Origin of the sequence: Paracidovorax valerianellae, assembly GCF_900102625.1 — a bacterium.
In the GTDB taxonomy this organism is placed as follows: Bacteria; Pseudomonadota; Gammaproteobacteria; order Burkholderiales; family Burkholderiaceae_C; genus Paracidovorax; species Paracidovorax valerianellae.
Map to the genome: position 1 here is coordinate 268,013 of NZ_FMZC01000005.1, position 20,795 is coordinate 288,807.

Consider the following 20,795-nt stretch of genomic DNA (forward strand, 5'->3'; position numbering starts at 1 on the left):
ACTAAAGTTATCAACCAAGGGTTTACCCTTATTATTCATTTTCGAAATAATTTAATTTTTTTAAACCCATAAAATATTCATTGCCAATAGCAAAAAGACATCGAGGCAGCAGCTTCACGCGTCAAAATCTTACTTGACAAAATGTTACCGACAAGGAGCTCTATTTCAATTTTCTCAATTAGCTCAATGGCTTATGCATGGTGGGGAATTTTGAGAAATTTTCGTTTATTGAAATTCAGAAAATTATTTATGCATGTAAAAATTAATCACAAGATTTTTTTATGCTTCGCAACAGAAAATATTCTTCGCATATCTCATTTTCTCTAATGGCTATTAAATGGATTTCTTTGAAATATCCATCTGCTGCTAACAAGGGGCATCGATCAAGGCCTCGTTAAGTCATGATTAGCGCTGCTGGCATCTCATGCTCCGTCGCCAACTCCCCTCCGACGTGTCCTGTAAGCATCAGGTAAAAGCCTGGGGTAGCCACGAGCGCGTCGTAGCGCTAGCCTGATGACCTCGCCATTTCAACAAGTAGCCCCCGTGCTGGATGGCCATGACCGACCACACCATTGATTCCTCCTCACTGACCCTGATCGATACCTGTTCAGAGGCATCGCTTGCGCTGCTGGAAACCAATCTCACAGAGCACGGCATCCTGGCCGCAAGCCGCACTCCAGCCGCGGTGGCACGGCGCTACACACGGATTTTTGGACGCGATGCCGCCATTTGCGTCATGGCCATGTGCGGCAGTGGAGTTCCGGCGCTCGAAGAAGGCGCCGTGGCCAGCTTGGACGCGCTGGCAGCACAGCAGGCGACCAACGGGCAGATTCCAAAATACGTGGATCCGGAAGGGCAAGACGCCGACTTCTGGTACCTGGGCTGCATCGATGCGACGCTGTGGTGGCTGATCGCCGTGGACCATGTGCGAAGGCATGGCGATGTGGGAGCGGACCGCTGGGCTGACAGCGTCGAGCGCGCTCTCCAGTGGCTGCTAGCGCAGGAACACCAGCACTTTCGCCTGCTACAGCAAAACGAGGCAAGCGACTGGGCGGACATCATGCCGAGGTCGGGCTATGTGCTGTACACCAACGCACTATGGTTCGATGTGAAGCGCCGATTTGCGCTGTGCCATTCAGACGAAACGCACCACCACTTCAACCATCTCTTCAACCCTTTCCAACGCGACTTGCACGAATACCACCGCGCTCGCCTGCTACAGCATTACGCGCGCCGCGGGCGCCGGGATATCGGCTTGTATCTGAGCTTCGTGAACCTGGCGGTGGTCGGCGACGAAGGCGACGTATTCGGCAACCTCCTGGCCATTCAGTGCGGCGTGGCCGACGAAGCCATGGCGCACAGCATTGCCAATGTCATCGGAGCCGCGCATGCTGAAGATCCCTACCCGGTGCGGGTGGTGCTGCATCCTCTGTCGGAGCAGCACGACCTGTGGCGGGCCTATATGGGCAGGCACCAGCAGAATCTGGTCCACCAGTATCACAACGGAGGAATCTGGCCCTTTGTGGGGGGGTTCTGGGTGATGGCACTTGCAAAGCTGGGCCTGCAGGGCGAAGGCTGGGGGGAGCTGGTGAAGCTTGCACGCATCAACGCGCTCGACGACTGGCGATTCACCGAGTGGTTCCATGGCCGCACATTGGCACCGGCGGGCATGGCAGGACAGAGTTGGAATGCAGCGACCTTCCTCCTGGCACGTCGCGCGCTGCAGGGTCAGGGAACGGCTTGGTAAAGCGATGAACCGGAAGACGCACTGCCAGTCAGCCTAACGGCTCAACTGTGGAAAGATCCGGTGTGCCAGCGCCCAGTTCACCGCCGGGCTGCCCCGTCCAGCAGAGAGTGGCCAAACGGGATCGGCGCGATGGGGCAGGTGCGCAAAAGCTTCGTTCTCTTTCTCGATACGTTGCAGAAAACTGTAGAACTGAAAAGCACCCGAATAATCCGGAACACTGGCGTTGGTGACAACGCCCAGTTCCGAAAGAATTCGCAGGCACCAGAGCCGGGCCGCAAGATTGCTTTTGGGCATCAGCTTTGCAGCGGAAAGCCGCTTTTCCAACTCGGAGGATGAGACATCCACCGGCACTGATTCGACGAATCTGAGCAGTGCCCACAAGACTTCGGCATGCTCGGCGTGATACGCCAGGTCGATGTTTCCCACGTCTTCCAGATCGATCTGATGGCTAAAAGAGGGTGTCATCGAACAGCGCCCCGCCCTGGCAAAGTCCGCAATCTGGGCATCTCTGCTGTCGGAATGACTTTTGGGAATGCCGCAAATAGCACAGGGAACAGAAGCTTCGTCGTAGTAGCGACGCTGGTGGGCCGCGAAATCGAACGCCTCCCATGGATGGTTCGGTAGCTGGCTTGCCGAGTAGTAAGCCATGATGGGCGTCATGGCCCGTCGCGTCCCTGTTCCGAGGCTGGCAATGAACAGTTCCGTGACCCGCTCCTTCAATGCGTCACTGGCAGCCAATACACGCAAATTTTGAACAGCGGCGTCGTGGTGAAAGGTTTCCAGGGTCATCGTATTGGGTTCTCTTCATTGCATGCGCGGCGGGTCGTAATCCCGAGACGTTGGCCCTCTTCGCCTCACTGGACTACGTTGCCTCAACGTCAGAAAAGTAGCAAAGGCTCTGCATCCCGATTCAAGACTGTGGCCTGGGATACATCGCTCTGGCTGATAGCCTCCGACCAGCATAGCCTCCCATTACCGCCACCGCCAGCAGACCGAGGTCTACGCCCCATACCGCTGCAGGCGTTTGCGCTATGGCAGCGCCATAAGCCCCCGTGGTCCACGCATTGAGTGCAACGCACAGCGAACCCAGCAGTGCGACGGTCCAGGCTTGCTCGCGCCAAGCACGCACGCCGCGGGCGAGTGCGTGCACGAACCCCATTGCCCATACTACGAAAAAGGCTGCGACTTCCAGAGCACCCCGATCCAACCCTTCCCATTGGGCGCTTGGCGGTATCAGCCGGTTGGCCGCCAGATAGGCCAAGGTGGCAACGATCAAACCAGGCATGCTGGCAACACACAGTGCCTCCATCCATCGCCAATGCACGGCAGAAGCACCAGCCCGGCGTGCGGCCAGCCAATGGACCATGCCGGTGGCGATCATCACGCAGCCAGACAGCCCGAGCCCGAAATACAGCCAGCGCAAAAGCCAGTGGTCGAACTGCACGAAATGCATGCCCGAGAAGAAGCGCTGTACGGCCATCGCAGGAGTGGCTTCGAACTGGTGAAGCCACTGGCCCGTTGCGGCGTCGAAGTAGAGCTGATCGAGATTCATCGATACCTCACGCGCATAAGAGCGACGCAATTCCACGTAGCTGTCGCTCGTGCCGGGCCTCCAGACGCGTATGAAATAGGGCTCGGCGCCATTGCCCCAGATCCGTCGGGCATCTTCGGCCATGGCATCGAGCGACGCCGTGGACAGGGAGACTCCCGCCACTTTTGCACCGGCGGACTTAGGGCTGTAGCGGCCATAGCCTTCGGCCTGCACCGTTGCCCGGGCTTTTGCCCCTGCACCGTAGACACCGTAGTGCGCCTGCGGAAAATACGTCGCCCAGAAAATGATCAGCCCCGACAACGTAATGGCGAAGTGAAACACGAGGCCAGTCACGCCGGTCAGGTTGTGCAAGTCCAGGCTGCTGCGCGGCAGTCGTTTTCCAGGGCGGAATGTGAAGAAGTCGGCGAGAAGCTTGCGATGGATGAAGACCCCACTGACCAGCAGCACAAGCATGCCCATGCCGGCCATGCCGACCAGCCATTTCCCGATATCCTTCCAGTCGATGTGCAGTCCGTAATGGAAAGGAAAGAAGAAACCGGTGGCGCCCCAGGTGCCCGCGTCCGGCAGTACTTCCAGCGTGGAGGGGTTCAAATGGATTTGCTCGCGCTGACCATCACGGGTCTGCCAAGACAGGCGCAGCACAGGCGTGCGCACCGTCGGCCAATCAACCCTCCACTGGCGTGCGCCTTGGGGCACTCTCGCCTGCACAAGCGGCAGTATCGCGTCGAGCCGCGGCGGAACTTGGGGCGGAGAAAGCCGGGTAGCGGGCATCATCCAACGGTCCAGTTCGCGATCGAACACGCTGAGCGTACCCATCCAGAAAATGACGAGCAACAGGGCGCTGAGGACAATGCCGACCCAGGTGTGCACGCCGCTCATGCGCTTTCGATAACGACTCACACTGATGGCCCCGCACCGGCCAACCACGCGAGCAATGCGAAGGCAACTGTCCAGATGCCAAGGCCCGCTGCCAGCCTGCGGAGGCTGGTACATGCCAAGGCCCACATCAGTACCGCGAGGTAGGCCGGAAACCCCAGCATGGCAGCGACTACGACAGCGTCCGACCGGACCATGCCCCAGCGGGAAAGGCACGCCGCCAGTCCCATCACACCCAGCGCAGTGGCCGCGTAGCCGCCCGCGACGGCGACGATTGCGCGCACTATCGCCACCAACACGACCCGCTGTGCCAAGGCCTTTGCCATCAGAAGTCGATGGAGTAGCCCACCGTCAGCGTGCGGCCACGTCCTGCGAAATAGCGCAACGGCTCGACCAGCGCGCTCTGTGAGTAGTAGGTGATGTAGTCGCGATTGAAAAGGTTGGCCACAGCCAGCCGCAGCGTTCCCTTGTTGAGCTTGTAGTTCAGACTGGCATCCACCAACGTGTAACCGGTGAAGCGCTTGGCCGGATCGTCGAAGGTTTTGCTGAAGGCATGCTGCACCTGCACGAACGAAGACAGGCGGTCGTCCCATTGGGCCGTCCACGACGCCAGAAGGCGGTCGGGGGCAACATTCAGGCCGTCGAGCTTGGCGTCCAGACTGCCGTTGTCGTCGCTGTCGTAGCGGCCCTTGGTGCGCGCATACGAAAGCTTGCCTTTGTGGGCCCGATTGAAGCGGTAGCCCAGGCTGCCCTCCACACCTTCGATGCGGTTCTTCTCGCGTGCCAGCATGAAGGCATCGTTCACGCGAATCACCCGGCTGCCATAGTCGGAGTTCGAGCGGAAGTAGCTTGCCTCGGCCTCCCAGGCACCGCGCTTGAAGCGCGCGCCCAACTCCACGCTTTTGGTGACGATGGGTCCCAGGCTCTGCATATCGTCCACATTCTGGCCAGGCGTATTGATGGCGCGCAGAACGCGGCCCACGTCGGGCATTCCGAATCCCTCGGAGTAGCTGGCGAACAAGTTCCAGTCCTTCGTCGGCTCGAACACCACGCCTGCGTTGTAGAGCGTTTGGTTGAAGTCCAGCGTTCCCCCCTGCACTGCCACGCGGTTGTAGCGCGCCAGGGTCCGGTAAGAGTCGATGCTCAATTCGGCATACTCCTTGCGCACACCGCCATGCAACGTCCATCGGTCGATGGGCTTGTACTCGCCCTGCAGGAACAGCGACAGATTTCGGTACTCCGATTCGGGCACATAAGTGCGGCCCGTTCCGTACAGGTCCTGTTTGCCTTTGTCCACGAGCGTATCGAAGCCGGTCGTGAACTTGAGCCGGTGATCCAACAGGTCCGCTTTGGTCAGTGTGACCTTGCTGCCGAATTTCTTCGAGACAGCGCGCGACTGGTCGTACAGCGTGCCCACGGGCGCGATGGCAGCGTCCTGAAACGTCGCGGAGTTGTCAGCGCCGAACAGCCCTTCGAAGTCCTGGTGGAAGGCCATGGCAGAAAGCTCCATGCCCGCCAGATCGTAGTGGTTGTAGCTGACGCTGGACGTCCAGACATCGTTCCACGGCGGTGTCCCTTCGGGTGTGCCACGCAGCGATGTGGTGGGGGTGCCGAGAGTGCGGTTGCCAGCCACGGCGATGTAGTTGGCCTCGGACTTGATCCGGTACCTGTTCAGCGAGAACTGCACGCGCTGGTTGTCGTCCAGCCAATAGCCGATCTTGCCCAGCAGGTCGTAGCTGCGCGAATCCATCAGATCGCCCTGCGTGTTGTCTGCTCCAATGGAGCGGCCCTTCGCATCGCGGTACAGCCCCTGGTCCTCGGCGGCGATGGCGAACAGATAGTCCAGCCGGTCCTGGCGTCCGCTGGCGCGGTAGGTGGTCTTGTAGCCCATCACATCGCTACCGATGTTCGAGGTCGGCATCGTGGCCTGCACATCCACATGCTGGTTGAATGCGCCGTTCTCGGGCCGCTTGGTGATCAGATTGATCGTGCCCCCAGTGGCGCCCAGGCCATTGACGGCATTGGCTCCCTGCACCACTTCGATGCGCTCGACCATCGAAAAATCGATCGTATGGGCTTCTCGCCCCGTTGGTCGGATAGGGTTGGACTGGGGGACGCCATCGATCAGGATCAAGGGTGTGCGCCCGCGCAGCGTCTCGCCGCTACCGTTCATCTTTCCCCGGCTCGGGGTATAGGAAGGGATCAGATTGCTCAGGACATCCGATGAATTGGTCGACAGCGCCAGTTGCCGCTCGATGTCGGCCTTGCCAATGATCTGCACCGTCTGCGGCGCCTTCTCTGCCTCGATGTTGGATCGCGAGGCCTGAACAATCACCGTTTCCATCGTTTCAGCTTCGGCCATGGACGCGGAGGCAACTGGGGTATCGGCTACAGATGCGGTGGGCGAGGACGCCAACGCGCTTCCGGCGGGCGTCGCCAAGGTCTCGGGCACATTGCGAGCCGCCGCAACGGCCGGTTTGGTGGGAGCAAGCAAGTAGCCCGCATTCGTCTTTTGAATGGCATAGCCGGTCCCCTGGAGGAGCTGGGCAAAGCCTTCATCGACGCCATAGTGACCATTGAGGCCCTGGGTTTTGAGACCTGCAACGCGGCTGGCGTCGATCACCAGAGCCACGCCCATCTCTTGCGCAAACCGACTGAGCGCTGGGGCCAGCGGTCCGGCAGGGATGCTGAAACTGCGGGGGCTGACTGTGGCGTCCGCCCGGGTTTGCGCAACCGTTGCGGAGGCCGTTACTGCCAGGGACAGAGAAACAGCCAAAGGCGAGAAAAAGCCACGCGGCCTGAAACGCTTTGCATCGCGCATGGGAAAAGGTCCTTATCCGTTGAGTTCATTGGCATTGACGAACCAGAACGGAAAAGTGGAACCCTCCACCCGATTTTTTTACAAGAAAAAAACGTGTGCCCGGGCTCAGGACGCCGGTTGCAGGTCGAGCCAGACCCAGCGCGACGCCAAAGAGCGCATGCGCAGCTGGGGAAAGTTCTGCTGCAGCAACTGCAAAGCCCGCGCAGTGTCGTCCAGCGGCAGCACGCCAGAGACCCGAAGGTGCGCAAGCGCCGTGCGATCGAAATACAGCGGTCCTGCATGGTGGCGGGCCAGTTGGTCCAGCACCTCGGGCAGTGGCCTATCGTCCACCAGCAACTGGTGCTGCCGCCACCCCTCCTCCACGCCGCTCGGGTTCATGGCCTCTACCGCCCCCACACCTTCCGAACCCACGTGCACGCGCTGGCCCGCCTGCACGACCAGGGCACCACGGGAATTGGCCTTCCATTGGTCAGGCGTCTGCAAAGCGACACGGGACTCCAGCATTTCCAGCGTCATGCCATCGTCGCCATAGGTCACTGTGAATCGCGTGCCCATTGCACGAACCCGGCCGACAGGGGTTTGTACATAGAAGGGGCGTGCCGCATCTTTCGCCACGTCCACAAGGATGCTTCCGCGAACCAATTCCACCACGCGCTGGCCGTCGTCCATGTGCCAATTGATCGCGCTCACGCCACTGAGCGTCACCTTCGAACCATCGGCCAGGGCGTGGGTGTTCCATTCCCCACTGCTGCTGCGCAGGTCTGCCAGCAGATTGGCCGGTGGATGGCTGTGCATGGCGTGCCAGGACGGAACGGCCAGCACCAGCACCGCCGCGAGCACCGTGGCCGCGCGGGCCACTGCACGGTGCGATCGCCCTTGCCGCGCACCGGGTGGTGCCGTATCCAGCGCTGCGTGGGCTGCACGAGCCCCTTCGAAACCGGTGCCGCGCACCTGTTGCACCTGTCCGATGAAAGCCTGCAGGCGGGTCGCGGCCTCGGCATGTTGCGGGCTCTGTGCCTTCCAGGCGGCAAAGCCTTGCCGGGCCTGAATTCGCTCCGCCTCGTCTTCGCTGTCGAGCAAAACGATCCACGAGGCAGCCTGCTCGGCAATGTCGTCGGCCACATCCAACGGTCGCATATCAGCCTTGAACAGAGCGATGACAGTACGCCAGGGCCTGAACCAGGTACTTCTGCACCATCTTGGTGGACACCCCCAGTTCGCCTGCGGCCACCGCATGCGTGTGGCCCTCCAGGTAGCACAGCAGAAAGGCCTGCCGCGCCTTGGCCGAAAGGCCGTCGAGCGCGGCTTCGATCTGCATGAGGGCTTGAACGGTCTGTGCCACCTCCTCGGCCGATGGCGCAACTTGGTGGGACGTCGCTTCCGCCGTCAAGGCTTCCAGGTAGGCTTTTTCGATCGACTGGCGCCGCGTCTCGTCGATCAACAGGCGCTTGGCGGTGGTGACCAGATAAGCCCTGGGCTCTCGCATCGCCAGCAGCGCATCACGCGAGCCCAAGATTCGCACAAACGTGTCCTGCGCCACATCGGCGGCATGGTGGCCGCAACCCAGCCGACGCCGCAGCCAGCCAAACAACCATCCGTGATGTTCGCAATACAGCGCATGCATCTGCAGTTGCACCGCCGTGTCCACGACTGACATCGCTACCTCCAGTCCAGCGTCGCGGACCTACTATTGCATATGAGAACTATTCTCATGCTAGCACATCGCTACAACGCTGACCCAGCAGGCGCATGCATCGCCATGATCTGAACCACCTGGTTTTAACCGTCCAGCGCGGCACGCAAATACGCTGCAGTGCGCGAGTCTGCGCAAGCTGCCACGTCATGTGGGGTGCCACTTGCAACGATGCGGCCTCCTTGTGCCCCTGCCCCCGGGCCCATATCGATCACCCAGTCGCTGGATGCGACGAAATGCATGTCGTGTTCCACCACGACCACCGTATTGCCCGACTGAACCAGCGCATCCAGCTGGTGCACAAGCCGATCGACATCGGCCGGGTGCAGCCCAGTGGTGGGTTCATCGAGTACATAGAGCGTGTGCCCACGCTGCACGCGCTGCAGTTCCGTAGCAAGCTTGATGCGCTGTGCTTCCCCGCCCGATAACTCGGTCGCTGGCTGCCCGAGGCGCAAATAGCCCAGGCCGATATCCCGCAAGACATTCAGCGATCGCGATACGGCGGGCTCGTTGGCAAACGCCTCGCACGCTGCATCCACCGTGAGTTCCAGCACGTCAGCAATCGTCAGGCCGTTCCAGGTGACAGCCAGCGTCTGCGGGTTGTAGCGCGTTCCGTGGCACGTCGGGCACGGGGAATAAACGCTGGGCAGAAACAGCAACTCCACACTGACGAAGCCTTCGCCTTCGCAGGTAGGGCACCGCCCTTTGGCGACATTGAATGAAAAGCGACCTACGTCGTAGCGCTTCTTGCGCGCTGCAGGCGTGGCAGCGAACAACTTGCGAACCGCATCGAACAACCCCGTGTATGTGGCGAGGTTGGATCGGGGCGTGCGGCCGATGGGTTTTTGATCCACACGCACCAGCCGGCGCACCAGATCGGTCGCCCCACCCAACCTGCCAGTGGTGGGACCCGCATCGTCCGAGGCTCCCGCCGCACCTGGATCGTCATCGCTGGCGGCGCTGCCGGGCGGCCCCTCGGCTTCGATGTCGTCATCCGCAGGAAGCACGGACTGGCCGAGATGGGCACTGACCAGCTCGATGAGGGCCTGGCTGACCAAGCTCGACTTGCCGGAGCCCGATACACCGGTCACTGCCGTAAGGCAACCGACGGGAAAGGCCGCGTCCACCCCACGCAAATTGTGGCGATGCACCTCCTCCAGCGTCAGCCAAGCCTGCGGAGCACGCTGTGCACGCCGAGGGCGCGAATCCGCATCGAAAAGATACCGGCGTGTCTTAGACGCTGGCACGGCCGCAAGGCCGTCGGGTGGGCCGCTGTAAAGCACCTGGCCGCCGCGCTCTCCAGCGTCCGGCCCGACGTCCACCAGCCAATCGGCGCAGCGCATGGTGGCGATGTCATGCTCCACCACGAAGATCGAATTGCCAGCTAACTTCAGGCGTTCCAGGGCGGCCAGGAGCGAGGCGTTATCGGCCGGGTGCAACCCTGCAGAAGGCTCGTCCAGCACATAGACGACCCCGAAGAGTTGCGACGCCAATTGCGTGGCCAGGCGCAATCGCTGCAACTCGCCCGGCGACAAGGTCGGTGTGGCCCGGTCCAGGGAGAGATACCCCAGACCCAAATCCGTCAATGCCCGAATGCGGCCCAGCAACTCTTGCGCGATGCGTTGCGCGGCCAGTTGTTTTTCGACGGACTGATTGGGCGTGCGGCGAATGTCGGGTGCGGCTGCGTGGCTAGATGCTCCATCGACCTTTCGTTGCTCGGCCGCACGCGAGCGAGCCGCCTTGAACAGTGCCCTGCCCGCGCCCTTTTCGCCGGGCGAGCCTTTCGCCACGGGGTCGAGCACATCTGCCAGCGCAGCCAGTGGCAGATGCGTGAAGTCGCCGATGTCCAGCCCGCAAAACGTGACGGACAGTGCTTCAGGTTTCAAGCGCTTGCCATGGCAGATCGGACAGGGCGCTCCCACCATGAACCGGGACACCTTGCGTTTCATCATGGCGCTCTGGCTCGTCGCAAAGGTCTGCATCACATAGCGGCGGGCGCCGGTGAACGTGCCCATGTAGCTCGGTTGCTGGCCTGAACGCCTGGCTCGGCGCACCTCCTCCATGGTGGAACCTGGGTACACGGGTACCGTCGGCTGCTCCTCAGTGAAAAGGATCCACTCCCGTGTCTTGCGTGGCAGGTCGCGCCAAGGCACGTCGATGTCATGTCCCAGCGTCGTGAGGATGTCGCGCAGGTTCTGCCCCTGCCACGCACTCGGCCAGGCTGCGACAGCCCGTTCGCGCAGCGTGAGCGAATCGTCGGGCACCATCGACGCCTCGGTCACCTCATAGACACGCCCCAGTCCGTGGCAGTGCGTGCAGGCGCCTTGTGGCGTGTTGGGCGAAAAGTCTTCGGCATACAGCATGGGCTGGTCCGGCGGATACACCCCTGCACGGGAATACAGCATGCGAACCAGGCTGGAGAGGGTGGTGACGCTGCCTAAGGAAGACCGGGCGGTGGGGGTGCCGCGTTGCTGTTGCAGCGCCACGGCTGGCGGCAAGCCCTCGATGGCGTCGACCTGGGGCACGCCCACCTGATCAATCAACCTCCGGGCATAGGGCGCTACCGATTCGAAGTACCTCCGCTGCGCTTCCGCATAGATGGTGCCGAAAGCCAATGACGACTTGCCGGAGCCCGAGACACCGGTGAACACCACGATGGCGTTGCGCGGTATCTCGACATCCACATTTTTCAGGTTGTGTTCGCGGGCACCGCGCACGCGGATGAACCCTTCGTAAGGGGCAGCGCTCTTTGGTGTGCTGGGCATGGTGGAAGCTGGTGGTGATGGCGTACCTTCGCCTGCCATCGCCAGGAAAAAGGTGGGACAAGCGCTATTTTTTGCAGCCCCCGCGCTACCCGCCAGTGCCACTGCTTCCGACTTGGCCCGGCAGCGGCCTTCCCTTTGCCGCAGCGCCGCTGGGGCCTATCCATCGCCGAGAGAGAACCGTGCGGGCGACAGCCCCTCCAGCACCAGGCCCTCCCGCGCCAGTTCATCGGCCAGTGGCTCGCCACGCAGCAATTGCGCTGCCAGCAGCGATGCCCCAGCGGCACTCTGAATGCCATAACCGCCCTGCCCCGCCAGCCAGAAAAAGCCGGGCACATGCGCATCCCAGCCGATGACCATGTCGCCATCCGGCGCAAAGGAGCGCAACCCTGCCCAGATGTGGGAAGGGCGGCGAATCTGGAAGGTCGTCATTTCCTCGATGTGATAGATGCCGGTGGCCACGTCCAGTTCTTCGGGCACGACGTCGTGCGGGTGGGTTGGGTCGGCGTTGGCAGGAGAGCCCAGCAGCTGGCCAGCGTCGGGTTTGAAGTAGAAGCTTTCGTCGATGCCGATCACGGCTGGCCAGTGGGTGGCATCCCAACCTGCAGGCACCGGGAAGGTGAAAGCAGTGCGCCTGCGCGGCTCCAGCCCGATGGGAGGCACGCCCGCCAAACCCGCTACGACGTCGGCCCAGGCGCCTGCTGCGTTCACGATGGTGGTCGCCTGCAATTGCCGGCCGTCTGCCAGCGTGACCTGCCACACATCGCCTTCGCGCTGCAGGGCCGTGACATCAGCATGGATCAACACCTGGCCGCCGCGCTGCCGCAAACCGCGCAGGTAACCCTGGTGCAGTGCATGCACGTCGATGTCGGCAGCCTCGGGCTCGCTCATGCCCGCAGCCACGGCGTCGGATTTCAGGCAAGGTAATTGCGCCAGCAACGCGGCTTTCTCGACCCATTCCACATTGGGCGAAGCGGCACGGGCTTCCTCGTATGCTTTTTTCAGCAGATCGAGTTGATCGGGGCCAGCCACGTAGACCACGCCGCGTGGAGACAGGATGGGATCGGTTCCGAACTCCGGCGGAGGGGCGTCGTAGAAGGCACGACTTGCCCGGGTGAGCGCCTGGATGTTGGGCGTTCCGTACGTGGCCATGTACAGCGCTGCCGAGCGGCCGGTGGTGTGGTAGCCGGGCTGCGATTCGCGCTCCAGCAGCATCACGCTGGCGCGTCGGGTTTGATCACCCTCGCCATTTACCAGTTGCCAAGCCAACGAGGCACCCGCGATGCCTGCGCCGATGACGACGTAATCCACTGCTTGCATGGTTTTGAATCTCCTGACCTTATACGGCCGATACCTGCGCTGACGAGCCCGCGCGGTCTTCGCGAGGAAGGCTGCGGGCATCGCGCGGGTCTGGTGCACCCGTCACGATGGAGGTCAGCGCTGGTTCGGCGCGTGTCGCCGCCAACTTTGCCAGATCCGGTCGGGGGCGCTCCAACCCGGCAATGCCCTTGAAGGCCTTTTCCATCGCATGGCCTACGCCGAGCGTGTGGCGGTCGGCGCGAAAGCCTCCCACGATCTGCAAACCGAAGGGCATGCCCACGTCGTCCAGCCCGCACGGCAGGCTCAGTGAAGGATGGGTCGTGAGCGTGGTCACATAGGTCGGTGCCAGCCAGCGGTAATAGTTGGCCTGCGGCTCGCCATTGATGTGGCTTGCAAATAGCTGTGTCCACGCAAAGGGCGACACGGGCGTGGTGGGCGACAGGATCACGTCGTACTGCTCGAACAACTTCTGGAATCGGGCGAGGATCCGCGTTTGCTCGGCCTGGGCCCAGGCGCTGTCCAGCAGCGACATGGCGGCACCCATCTCGTAGTTGGCGCGGGTGTTGGGCCCCAGGCTGGCGGGATCGCGCTCATAGGCTTCACGCATGCCGGCCACGAAAGCCTCGGCGCGCAGCACGTCGAAACAGCGGTGTACATCACCAAGGTCGATGTCGATGGCATCGCAGGCCCCGAACAGATGCTTCATGGCCTGCACCTTTTTCTGGAACACGGAGCGGATGCCGTTGTCCACTGCGCAGGCACCGAAGTCCTCCGTAGTGGCGACGCGCAGTCGGCCCAGTTCCACGGTCTCCGGTAGCAGGAAGCTGGTGGGATCCAGCGGATAGCTCAAGGGGTCGCCGGCCGACATGCCGGCCGTGGCGGCCAATTGCAAGCAGGCTTCTTCCACGGTGCGGCCCATCGGACCCACGACCGAAATAGGCGTCCAGCCCAGCAGCTTGCGCGAACTGGGCACCACGCCGGGTGATGGCCGAAAACCCACCACCCCGCAGATGGACGCCGGGATGCGCAGAGAGCCACCTGTGTCGGAACCTGTACACACGGGCAGCATGTCGCAAGCCAGCGCTGCCGCCGACCCTCCCGACGACCCACCCGCATTCAGGTTGGGGTTGAAAGGGTTGCCCGTGGCCCCCCACACCGTGTTGCGTGAATTGGCGCCAGCGCCCATCTCGGGAATATTGGTCTTGCCGGTCACGATGGCGCCCGCAGCCCGCAGGCGCGCCACTAGCACGTTGTCTTGCGCAGGTATGTGGTCGCGGTAGATTTCCGATCCGTAGGTGGTCAGCAGCCCGGCCGTGGCCTCCAGGTCTTTCACGCCCAGCGGCAGGCCGTGCAGCAGGCCCAGCGGCTCGCCGCGCACCACGGCCTGCTCAGCCACTTTGGCCTCGGCCCGTGCGCGGTCGTAACAGGTGGCGGTGATGGCGTTGATGGACGGATTCACCGCCTCGATGCGGTCGATGCAGGCTTCCAACAGCTCTACGGGCGATACCTCGCGGGTGCCGATGCGATGGCGCAGTTCGTTGGCGGTCAGCTCGACCAAAGGGCTGCTGGTGCTCATGAGTGCTTGTCTCCTGTTCGATGGCAAGCGCTCTCGGGTTCTGTTGCGTTGGCATCAACCGCCAACGCATGGGAGACCGCGGAGCGCCAGCCCGTGGATGGATCAATCGGCCGTGATGCTGGCTCGCTGGGCGATGGCGCGCATCAGGGGCAGTTCCTTGTCGATCAACTCTGCCACTGCCTTGGCCGAAGCATAGGAGGGTTCGAAACCCACCGCGATCATCTTGTCGCGGGTTTCCGGGTCAGAGACCACTTGCGCCAGGGTCAACTCCAGCCGCGATTTAACGGCAGGTGGCAAACCACGCGGCGCCACCATGGCCAGCCACGTGTCCATCTCCAGCCCCGGATAGCCGCTTTCCACCAGCGTAGGCACCTTGGGCAGCAGGGCTGAGCGTTTGCCCGACGTGACGGCAATGGCTTTGATCTTGCCGTCCTTGAGCTGGGGCAAGGCGGCCGACACGGTGTCGACCGTGAAAGGAATCTGCCCGCCCATCAGGTCGGTCATGGCAGGCGCGCTGCCCTTGTAGGGCACGTGTTGGATCTTCAAGCCCGCCGCATGGAAAAACATTTCGCCCGCGAACTGCGACGTGGTACCGGCACCGAAGGAGCCGTATGAATACTTGTCAGGCGCGGCCTTCACCAAGCTCACGAACTGCTTCAGGTCCGTTGCAGGCACGTCCTTGCTGGCCAGCAGAATCAGCCCCGTGCGCCCGGCGATGCCGATGGGCTCGAAGCTCTTGACGGGGTCGTACGCCAGCTTGGGCCGCACGGCAGGATTCACGGTGAAGGTGGTGCCTGAACTCATGAGCAGCGTGTAACCGTCGGGCGCAGCCTTGGCCGCATACGCGGCCCCGATGGTGGTTCCCGCGCCGGCACGGTTGTCGATGACCACGCTTTGCCCGAGTAGATCGCCCATCTTCTTGCCGATCAGCCGGCCCAGCACGTCGGTGGCACCCCCAGGCGGGAACGGAATCACCAGCGTGATGGGTTTGGTCGGAAACGGCGCCTCCTGTGCCATGGCAGGCGCCCACGAAGCTGCGCCCACGGCACAGATCACGGCAGACAAAAGCAGCTTCTTGCGGTTCATGGCGTTCTCTCTAAAAGGTCGAAGGATCGGAAGGGAAACGACGGGTCAGCCACGTGCCGCGAGCACAGCCCGCCCGCGTTGCACGAACCCTTGGAATTGCGCGTCGGGCACCAGCAGTCCGCCGGTGGTCCACACCAAATGAGTGGCTTGGGGCAGCACTGCACCCACGCCAGTACTGCGCAGCCAGGCTTGGCCTGCATCGGTGCCGGTCAGCATGCCCGGGCCACTGAAGCCTGCGGCAGCCGAAGGTTCGATGCGCTCGCCCAGCATGTCCAGCACCTGCACCAGATGGGCGAAGAGAGTGTCGTCCGCCACCGTGAACACACCGGACAGCAATGGCGCCATCAGTTCGGCCGCCAGCAGCGAGGCGCGCGGCACGGCCAGCCCATCGGCTTCGGTCTGGTTGGTCAAGCCCCAGTCATACACCGACGGGTGCGATGCCCCGCCCGATGCCCCGACTTGCCCGGCCAGCATCTGCACCAGGAAACACGGTGACTGCAACGGCTCGGCAAAAAAACAATGCACGTGCGGGCCCAGCAGTTGTCGCAGGCCAAACGTGATGCCCGCCGGCGCACCACCCACGCCGCAGGGCAGATAGACGATCAAGGGGTGCTCGGCATCCACCGCAATGCTTTGCTCGGCCAGCTGCTTTTGCAGGTGCAGGGCTGCAGCGCTGTAGCCCAATAGCAGGGAAAAAGACTGCTCGTCGTCCACGAAGTGGCACATCGGATCGGCATGGGCCTGGGCACGTCCGGCGGCCACGGCACGCTCGTAGTCGCCCGCATGCTCCACCACTTGCACGCCGCGCTGGCGCAGGCGCTCCTTTTTCCATTCCTTGGCATCGGCCGACATGTGCACTGCCGCCTTGAACCCCAGAGCGGAGGCCACGACACCGATGCTCAGCCCCAGGTTTCCGGTGGACCCTACCGCCACCTGATAGCGCCCCAGCACTTCGCGTGCTTCGGCGCCGGCCAATGCCAGGTAGGCACGGGCGTCATCGCCCTCTTGCACCAATCCATGCTGCAGCGCCAATTGCTCGGCAAACTCCAGCACCTCGTGCATACCGCCCCGTGCCTTGATGGAGCCCGCCACGGGCAGGCAGTGATCGGCCTTGATGAAGAGGCGACCCTGCCCTGGCTGCAGTCCGATGGCAGGCTTTAGCGCTGCGGCAGCCAACAGGGGCGACTCCACCACGCCGCCGGTGGGAGTTAATTCGGTGAACACCTCGCCCAGCAACGTCTCGAACCGCTGCAAGCGGGCGGCCGCCGCTTTCGTATCATCCAGACTAATGCTGCGCCCCAATGCCTGCAAGGCGGCCGGCGGATTTTCCTGGCGCGCGGGATTGGTCCACAGGCAGGGCTCCGCGTCACGCAGATGCATTGCCAGCGGAGTGCCAAAAGTGCCACCGGCCGGCAAGGGATGTTCTTGAATCGGGGACATATCGAGTCGATGCAGCAATGGAGGCGTTCGTTGGTCGGGGGTCGCAACGCACCCCTTGCGATGCATTCTTCGCCCGTCACGGGGTTGTCACAACGCATTTATAGTGGCGACCGCATTAGTCAAAGTAATGGACATTCGCCTCTCCGCCTCCCTTCTCGCCTGGCTGCGCTGTTTTGATGCAGCGGCTCGCCACGGCAGCTTTACCAAGGCTGCCGCCGAACTGTGCATCACCCAGGGCGCGGTCAGCCAGCAGGTCAAGCAACTCGAAGACTGGCTGTCCCGCCCCCTGTTCCTTCGCACGCCACGTGCGCTGGTGCCCACGCCCGAAGGCCAGTGGCTGGCCGTGGTGCTGCGCGAGAGCTTTACCGCCATCGAAAGCACGCTGGCCCAGATGCGCCGGCCGCAAGAGACCGCGACGGCCACCCTGAGTTGCTCGCCCTCCTTCGCCATGAGCTGGCTCACGCCCCGACTCGGCGAATTTTTTCGCCAATACCCGAGCATGGGGCTGCGGGTCTTCGGAGAGTTTCACCGGCTGGACCGCACCCGCATGGTGCGGGACGGGGTCGAGGCTGCGGTGCGGTTCGATCTGGGTGGCTACCGCGATCTGAACGCGACGGTGTTTCTCGACGAATGGCTCATACCGGTGGCGAGCCCTGAATTCCTGGCACGGCATCCGCCCATCATCGACGCGGCAAACCTTTCATCCGAGTGGCTGCTGCATGACAGCAGCGCATGGGACGGCGCCGATGCGTATGAGGAATGGCAACACTGGTTTGCCCAAGTAGGCGCTGCCCCACCGCCGTGGGCAGGCGGGCAGCAGTTCAACCTGTCACAGCTGGCCCTGGGTGCCGCCCTGGCGGGCCAGGGCATCGCCATGGGCCGCGCTGCCCTGGTGCTGCAGGACGTGAGGGCGGGACGCCTGGTGCCCGTCATTCGACGCAGCGTACTGTCGCGCGCTGCCTACTCCTTCGTGACCACGGCACACCCCACCCCGGCCATGGAACAGGTCCGGGAGTGGTTGATGGAAGAAGGGCTGGTGTTTTGCGAAGAGAGGCGGCAAGTGCTACCTGCGCCTCAGGTCCACCTTTGATTTCGAATCCGCCAACCGCTGCGCAAGATCATTCCAGCGTGACCTTCGCCTCCTGAATCACCTTTGCCCATTTGGCCGTTTCAGCGGTGATGAATGCATCGCACTCCTGTGGGGAAGAGCCTTCCGCAAACGTGCCCATGGACTGCTCCAGCCGCTGCGTCACCTCGGGGCTGCGAATGATGCGGGTCACCTCTTCCGACATGCGCTGCACGATGTCGCGGGGCACACCGGAGGGTGCCAGCATCGCAGCCCACGTACTGCCCACGAGGCCGGGATAGCCCTGCTCCGCAAATGTGGGAACGTCGGGCAGTGCGGGCACACGCTTGTCGCTGGCCACGCCGATCAGGCGGATCTTGCCGGCCTTGGCAGGCTGGATCAGGTTCGGGGGCGGATCGAGGAACAGCGGCACCTGCCCGCCCATGAGGTCCGCCAGCGCGGGCGATGCACCCTTGTACGGCACATGCACCATGTCGGTCTTGGTGATGAGCCGCATCAGTTCGGAAGTGAGATGGGCGGCAGAGCCGTTGCCGGACGACGCGAAGCTGAGCTTGCCCGGGTTGGCACGCGCGTAGGCCACCAACTCGGCGGTGGTCTTGAACGGCGCGTTCATCGCCACGGCGGCGACCAGGGGCGACACACCCATGAGCGACACGCCCGTCAAATCCTTCTTCGGGTCGTAAGGCAGCTTGGGATACAGCGTGGTGTTGGCCGCATAGGCGGCGATCACCACGGCGAAGGTATGCCCGTCGGGCGCGGCCTTGGCGACGGCATCCACGCCGATGATGCTTGTCCACGATCACCGGCTGGCCCAGGCGCTGCTGCAGACCCACTTGCAGCAGGCGCGCCATCTGATCGGTGAATCCGCCTGCCGTGTACGGAACGACGATGCGGATCGGCTTGCTCGGCCAGGGCGAGTTGGCGAAGACGGGCGTGCCGACGGCAGCGCCGGCCAGCCCCGCCGTGGCCGTCAGCAGCATTTGGCGGCGGCGAAGGGATGTGTGCATGTTTGTCTCCTGTGTCGAAAAACTGGGGAATGGCCGGCGCACGGACGTTGCGTGCGGCTCTGGTCCATGGCCTGCGGCCTCCGGAGCGTCCGGAGATGGCGAGGGACGCGCGGGGAAGTGAGCCGGCCCCACCCCTCGCGCAAGCGCAAACAACCGGTCGGTCAGAGCGCCTTGACCAGTTCCGGCACGGCCGTGAACAGATCGGCCTCCAGGCCATAGTCGGCCACGCTGAAGATCGGCGCTTCCGGGTCCTTGTTGATCGCAACGATCACCTTGGAGTCCTTCATGCCCGCCAGATGCTGGATCGCGCCCGAGATGCCCGCCGCGATGTACAGCTGCGGCGCCACGATCTTGCCCGTCTGCCCCACCTGCAGGTCGTTGGGCGCGTAGCCCGCATCCACCGCCGCGCGGCTGGCGCCGATGGCAGCTCCCAGCTTGTCGGCCAGCGGGGTCATCACTTCGGTGAACTTTTCGTTGCTGCCCAGCGCCCGGCCACCGGAGACGATGATCTTGGCGGCGGTGAGCTCGGGGCGGTCGCTCTTGGTGACTTCGCGGCCCACGAAGCTGCTCTTGCCGGTGTCGGCGGCGGCATCGGCCTTCTCGACAGCGGCAGAGCCTCCGGTGGCAGCGGCGGCGTCAAAGCCCGTGGTGCGCACGGTGATGACCTTGGTCGCATCGCTGCTTTGCACGGTGGCGATGGCGTTGCCGGCGTAGATGGGGCGCTCGAAGGTGTCGGGGCTGTCCACCTTGGTGATGTCGCTGATCTGCGCGACATCGAGCTTGGCGGCCACGCGGGGCGCGACGTTCTTGCCGTTGGCGGTGGCCGGGAACAGGATGTGGCTGTAGTTGGCGGCAATGGCCAGGACCTGGGCGGCAACGTTCTCGGCCAGGCCGTCCTTCAGGCTGGCGCCGTCGGCGTGGATGACCTTGGCGACGCCGGCGATCTGCGCGGCGGCCTGGGCGGCGGCTTCGGCGCCGTTGCCGGCCACCAGGATGTGCACGTCGCCACCGCAGGCCACTGCGGCCGTGACGGTGTTCAGGGTGGAGGGCTTGATGCTGGCGTTGTCGTGTTCGGCAATTACGAGGGCTGTCATGTTCAGATCACCTTTGCTTCGTTCTTGAGCTTGTCCACCAGGGCGGCGACGTCGGGCACCTTGATGCCGGCACCGCGTTTGGGGGGCTCGGAGACCTTGAGGGTTTTAAGGCGCGGCTTGACATCGACCCCGAGGTCTTCGGGCTTGATGGTGTCCAACTGCTTTTTCTTGGCCTTCATGATGTTGGGCAAGGTGACGTAGCGCGGCTCGTTCAGGCGCAGGTCGGTCGTGATGACGGCCGGCAGCGTGAGGGAGATGGTCTCCAGCCCGCCATCGACTTCGCGCGTGACGTTGACCTTGTCGCCGCTCACCTCGACCTTGGAGGCGAAGGTGGCCTGGGGCAGGTCGGCCAGGGCCGCGAGCATCTGGCCGGTCTGGTTGGCGTCGTCGTCGATCGCCTGCTTGCCCAGGATGATGAGCTGGGGCTGCTCCTTGTCCACCAGCGCTTTCAGGATCTTGGCCACGGCCAGGGGCTGCAGCTCTTCGGCGGTTTCCACCAGGATGGCGCGGTCGGCGCCGATGGCCATGGCGGTGCGCAGCGTTTCCTGGCACTGGGCCACGCCGCAGGAGACGGCGATGACTTCGGTCACCACGCCCTTTTCTTTCAGGCGGACCGCCTCTTCGACGGCGATCTCGTCAAAGGGGTTCATGCTCATCTTCACGTTCGCGATGTCCACACCCGTGTTGTCCGACTTCACCCGGACCTTCACGTTGTAGTCCACCACGCGCTTGAC

15 protein-coding genes and 1 pseudogene are annotated in these 20,795 nt (G+C 63.1%); 2 read left to right on the plus strand and 14 right to left on the minus strand.

Annotated elements, in window-relative coordinates:
- Positions 1-556: 556 nt before the first annotated feature.
- Complete coding sequence (locus tag BLT03_RS11090) at positions 557-1,747, plus strand: amylo-alpha-1,6-glucosidase (protein ID WP_092743605.1); 1,191 nt, start codon at positions 557-559, stop codon at positions 1,745-1,747.
- A gap of 33 nt (positions 1,748-1,780) precedes the next feature.
- On the opposite strand, the gene BLT03_RS11095 is transcribed toward BLT03_RS11090, so the two are convergent.
- The 11 genes from BLT03_RS11095 to dsdA form a co-directional block, all read right to left on the minus strand.
- Positions 1,781-2,536: a hypothetical protein gene (locus BLT03_RS11095; protein WP_092743525.1), complete on the minus strand. Its 756-nt coding sequence runs from the start codon at positions 2,534-2,536 to the stop codon at positions 1,781-1,783.
- A gap of 121 nt (positions 2,537-2,657) precedes the next feature.
- Entirely contained in the window at positions 2,658-4,178 is a 1,521-nt protein-coding gene (locus BLT03_RS11100) for a PepSY-associated TM helix domain-containing protein (RefSeq protein ID WP_245711327.1), read from the minus strand.
- Positions 4,179-4,195: 17 nt separating this feature from the next.
- Complete coding sequence (locus BLT03_RS24455; protein ID WP_175537720.1) at positions 4,196-4,501, minus strand: hypothetical protein; 306 nt, start codon at positions 4,499-4,501, stop codon at positions 4,196-4,198.
- Positions 4,501-6,996 carry a TonB-dependent receptor gene (locus BLT03_RS11105; protein ID WP_092743529.1) on the minus strand — a complete coding sequence of 832 codons (2,496 nt, stop codon included), beginning with the start codon at positions 6,994-6,996 and terminating at the stop codon, positions 4,501-4,503. The genes BLT03_RS24455 and BLT03_RS11105 overlap by 1 nt, the downstream gene beginning before the upstream one ends.
- Positions 6,997-7,101: 105 nt before the next feature.
- Positions 7,102-8,133: a FecR family protein gene (locus BLT03_RS11110; protein WP_092743531.1), complete on the minus strand. Its 1,032-nt coding sequence runs from the start codon at positions 8,131-8,133 to the stop codon at positions 7,102-7,104.
- A gap of 1 nt (position 8,134) precedes the next feature.
- The gene (locus BLT03_RS11115; RefSeq protein ID WP_092743533.1) at positions 8,135-8,653 is read right to left on the minus strand and encodes a sigma-70 family RNA polymerase sigma factor; all 519 of its coding nucleotides are present in this window, start codon (positions 8,651-8,653) and stop codon (positions 8,135-8,137) included.
- A 122-nt stretch (positions 8,654-8,775) separates the two neighbouring features.
- A complete protein-coding gene (locus BLT03_RS11120; protein ID WP_092743535.1) occupies positions 8,776-11,454 on the minus strand; it encodes an excinuclease ABC subunit UvrA in 2,679 nt (892 codons plus the stop codon).
- Between the two features lie 156 nt (positions 11,455-11,610).
- The gene (locus BLT03_RS11125; RefSeq protein WP_092743537.1) at positions 11,611-12,771 is read right to left on the minus strand and encodes an NAD(P)/FAD-dependent oxidoreductase; all 1,161 of its coding nucleotides are present in this window, start codon (positions 12,769-12,771) and stop codon (positions 11,611-11,613) included.
- A gap of 19 nt (positions 12,772-12,790) precedes the next feature.
- Complete coding sequence (locus tag BLT03_RS11130; RefSeq protein ID WP_092743539.1) at positions 12,791-14,347, minus strand: amidase; 1,557 nt, start codon at positions 14,345-14,347, stop codon at positions 12,791-12,793.
- Between the two features lie 102 nt (positions 14,348-14,449).
- Complete coding sequence (locus BLT03_RS11135; RefSeq protein WP_092743541.1) at positions 14,450-15,433, minus strand: Bug family tripartite tricarboxylate transporter substrate binding protein; 984 nt, start codon at positions 15,431-15,433, stop codon at positions 14,450-14,452.
- A gap of 45 nt (positions 15,434-15,478) precedes the next feature.
- Positions 15,479-16,873: a D-serine ammonia-lyase gene (gene dsdA / locus BLT03_RS11140; RefSeq protein WP_092743543.1), complete on the minus strand. Its 1,395-nt coding sequence runs from the start codon at positions 16,871-16,873 to the stop codon at positions 15,479-15,481.
- Between the two features lie 127 nt (positions 16,874-17,000).
- Here dsdA and BLT03_RS11145 point away from each other — a divergent pair, with 127 nt between their 5' ends.
- Positions 17,001-17,963, plus strand: a complete 963-nt coding sequence (locus tag BLT03_RS11145) for a LysR substrate-binding domain-containing protein (RefSeq protein ID WP_092743545.1) — start codon at positions 17,001-17,003, stop codon at positions 17,961-17,963.
- 28 nt (positions 17,964-17,991) lie between these two features.
- Here the strand turns inward: BLT03_RS11145 and BLT03_RS11150 are convergent.
- The 3 genes and pseudogenes from BLT03_RS11150 to BLT03_RS11160 form a co-directional block, all read right to left on the minus strand.
- Positions 17,992-18,967 (minus strand): annotated as a pseudogene (locus BLT03_RS11150) (tripartite tricarboxylate transporter substrate binding protein).
- Between the two features lie 161 nt (positions 18,968-19,128).
- Positions 19,129-20,061, minus strand: coding sequence for an electron transfer flavoprotein subunit alpha/FixB family protein (locus tag BLT03_RS11155; protein ID WP_092743548.1), 933 nt, complete (start codon positions 20,059-20,061; stop codon positions 19,129-19,131).
- A gap of 2 nt (positions 20,062-20,063) precedes the next feature.
- The coding region (locus tag BLT03_RS11160) for an electron transfer flavoprotein subunit beta/FixA family protein (protein ID WP_245711328.1) at positions 20,064-20,795 on the minus strand (732 nt) is incomplete at its 5' end.

What these genes read in the sequence shown, in the direction of transcription:
- BLT03_RS11095 (WP_092743525.1), bottom strand. Translation starts at nt 2,536, where the DNA reads ATGACCCTGGAAACCTTTCACCACGACGCCGCTGTTCAAAATTTGCGT.
- BLT03_RS11105 (WP_092743529.1), bottom strand. Translation starts at nt 6,996, where the DNA reads ATGCGCGATGCAAAGCGTTTCAGGCCGCGTGGCTTTTTCTCGCCTTTG.
- BLT03_RS11100 (WP_245711327.1), bottom strand. Translation starts at nt 4,178, where the DNA reads ATGAGCGGCGTGCACACCTGGGTCGGCATTGTCCTCAGCGCCCTGTTG.
- BLT03_RS11130 (WP_092743539.1), bottom strand. Translation starts at nt 14,347, where the DNA reads ATGAGCACCAGCAGCCCTTTGGTCGAGCTGACCGCCAACGAACTGCGC.
- BLT03_RS11135 (WP_092743541.1), bottom strand. Translation starts at nt 15,433, where the DNA reads ATGAACCGCAAGAAGCTGCTTTTGTCTGCCGTGATCTGTGCCGTGGGC.
- BLT03_RS11090 (WP_092743605.1), top strand. Translation starts at nt 557, where the DNA reads ATGACCGACCACACCATTGATTCCTCCTCACTGACCCTGATCGATACC.
- dsdA (WP_092743543.1), bottom strand. Translation starts at nt 16,873, where the DNA reads ATGTCCCCGATTCAAGAACATCCCTTGCCGGCCGGTGGCACTTTTGGC.
- BLT03_RS11145 (WP_092743545.1), top strand. Translation starts at nt 17,001, where the DNA reads ATGGACATTCGCCTCTCCGCCTCCCTTCTCGCCTGGCTGCGCTGTTTT.
- BLT03_RS24455 (WP_175537720.1), bottom strand. Translation starts at nt 4,501, where the DNA reads ATGGCAAAGGCCTTGGCACAGCGGGTCGTGTTGGTGGCGATAGTGCGC.
- BLT03_RS11125 (WP_092743537.1), bottom strand. Translation starts at nt 12,771, where the DNA reads ATGCAAGCAGTGGATTACGTCGTCATCGGCGCAGGCATCGCGGGTGCC.
- BLT03_RS11115 (WP_092743533.1), bottom strand. Translation starts at nt 8,653, where the DNA reads ATGTCAGTCGTGGACACGGCGGTGCAACTGCAGATGCATGCGCTGTAT.
- BLT03_RS11120 (WP_092743535.1), bottom strand. Translation starts at nt 11,454, where the DNA reads ATGCCCAGCACACCAAAGAGCGCTGCCCCTTACGAAGGGTTCATCCGC.
- BLT03_RS11155 (WP_092743548.1), bottom strand. Translation starts at nt 20,061, where the DNA reads ATGACAGCCCTCGTAATTGCCGAACACGACAACGCCAGCATCAAGCCC.
- BLT03_RS11110 (WP_092743531.1), bottom strand. Translation starts at nt 8,133, where the DNA reads ATGCGACCGTTGGATGTGGCCGACGACATTGCCGAGCAGGCTGCCTCG.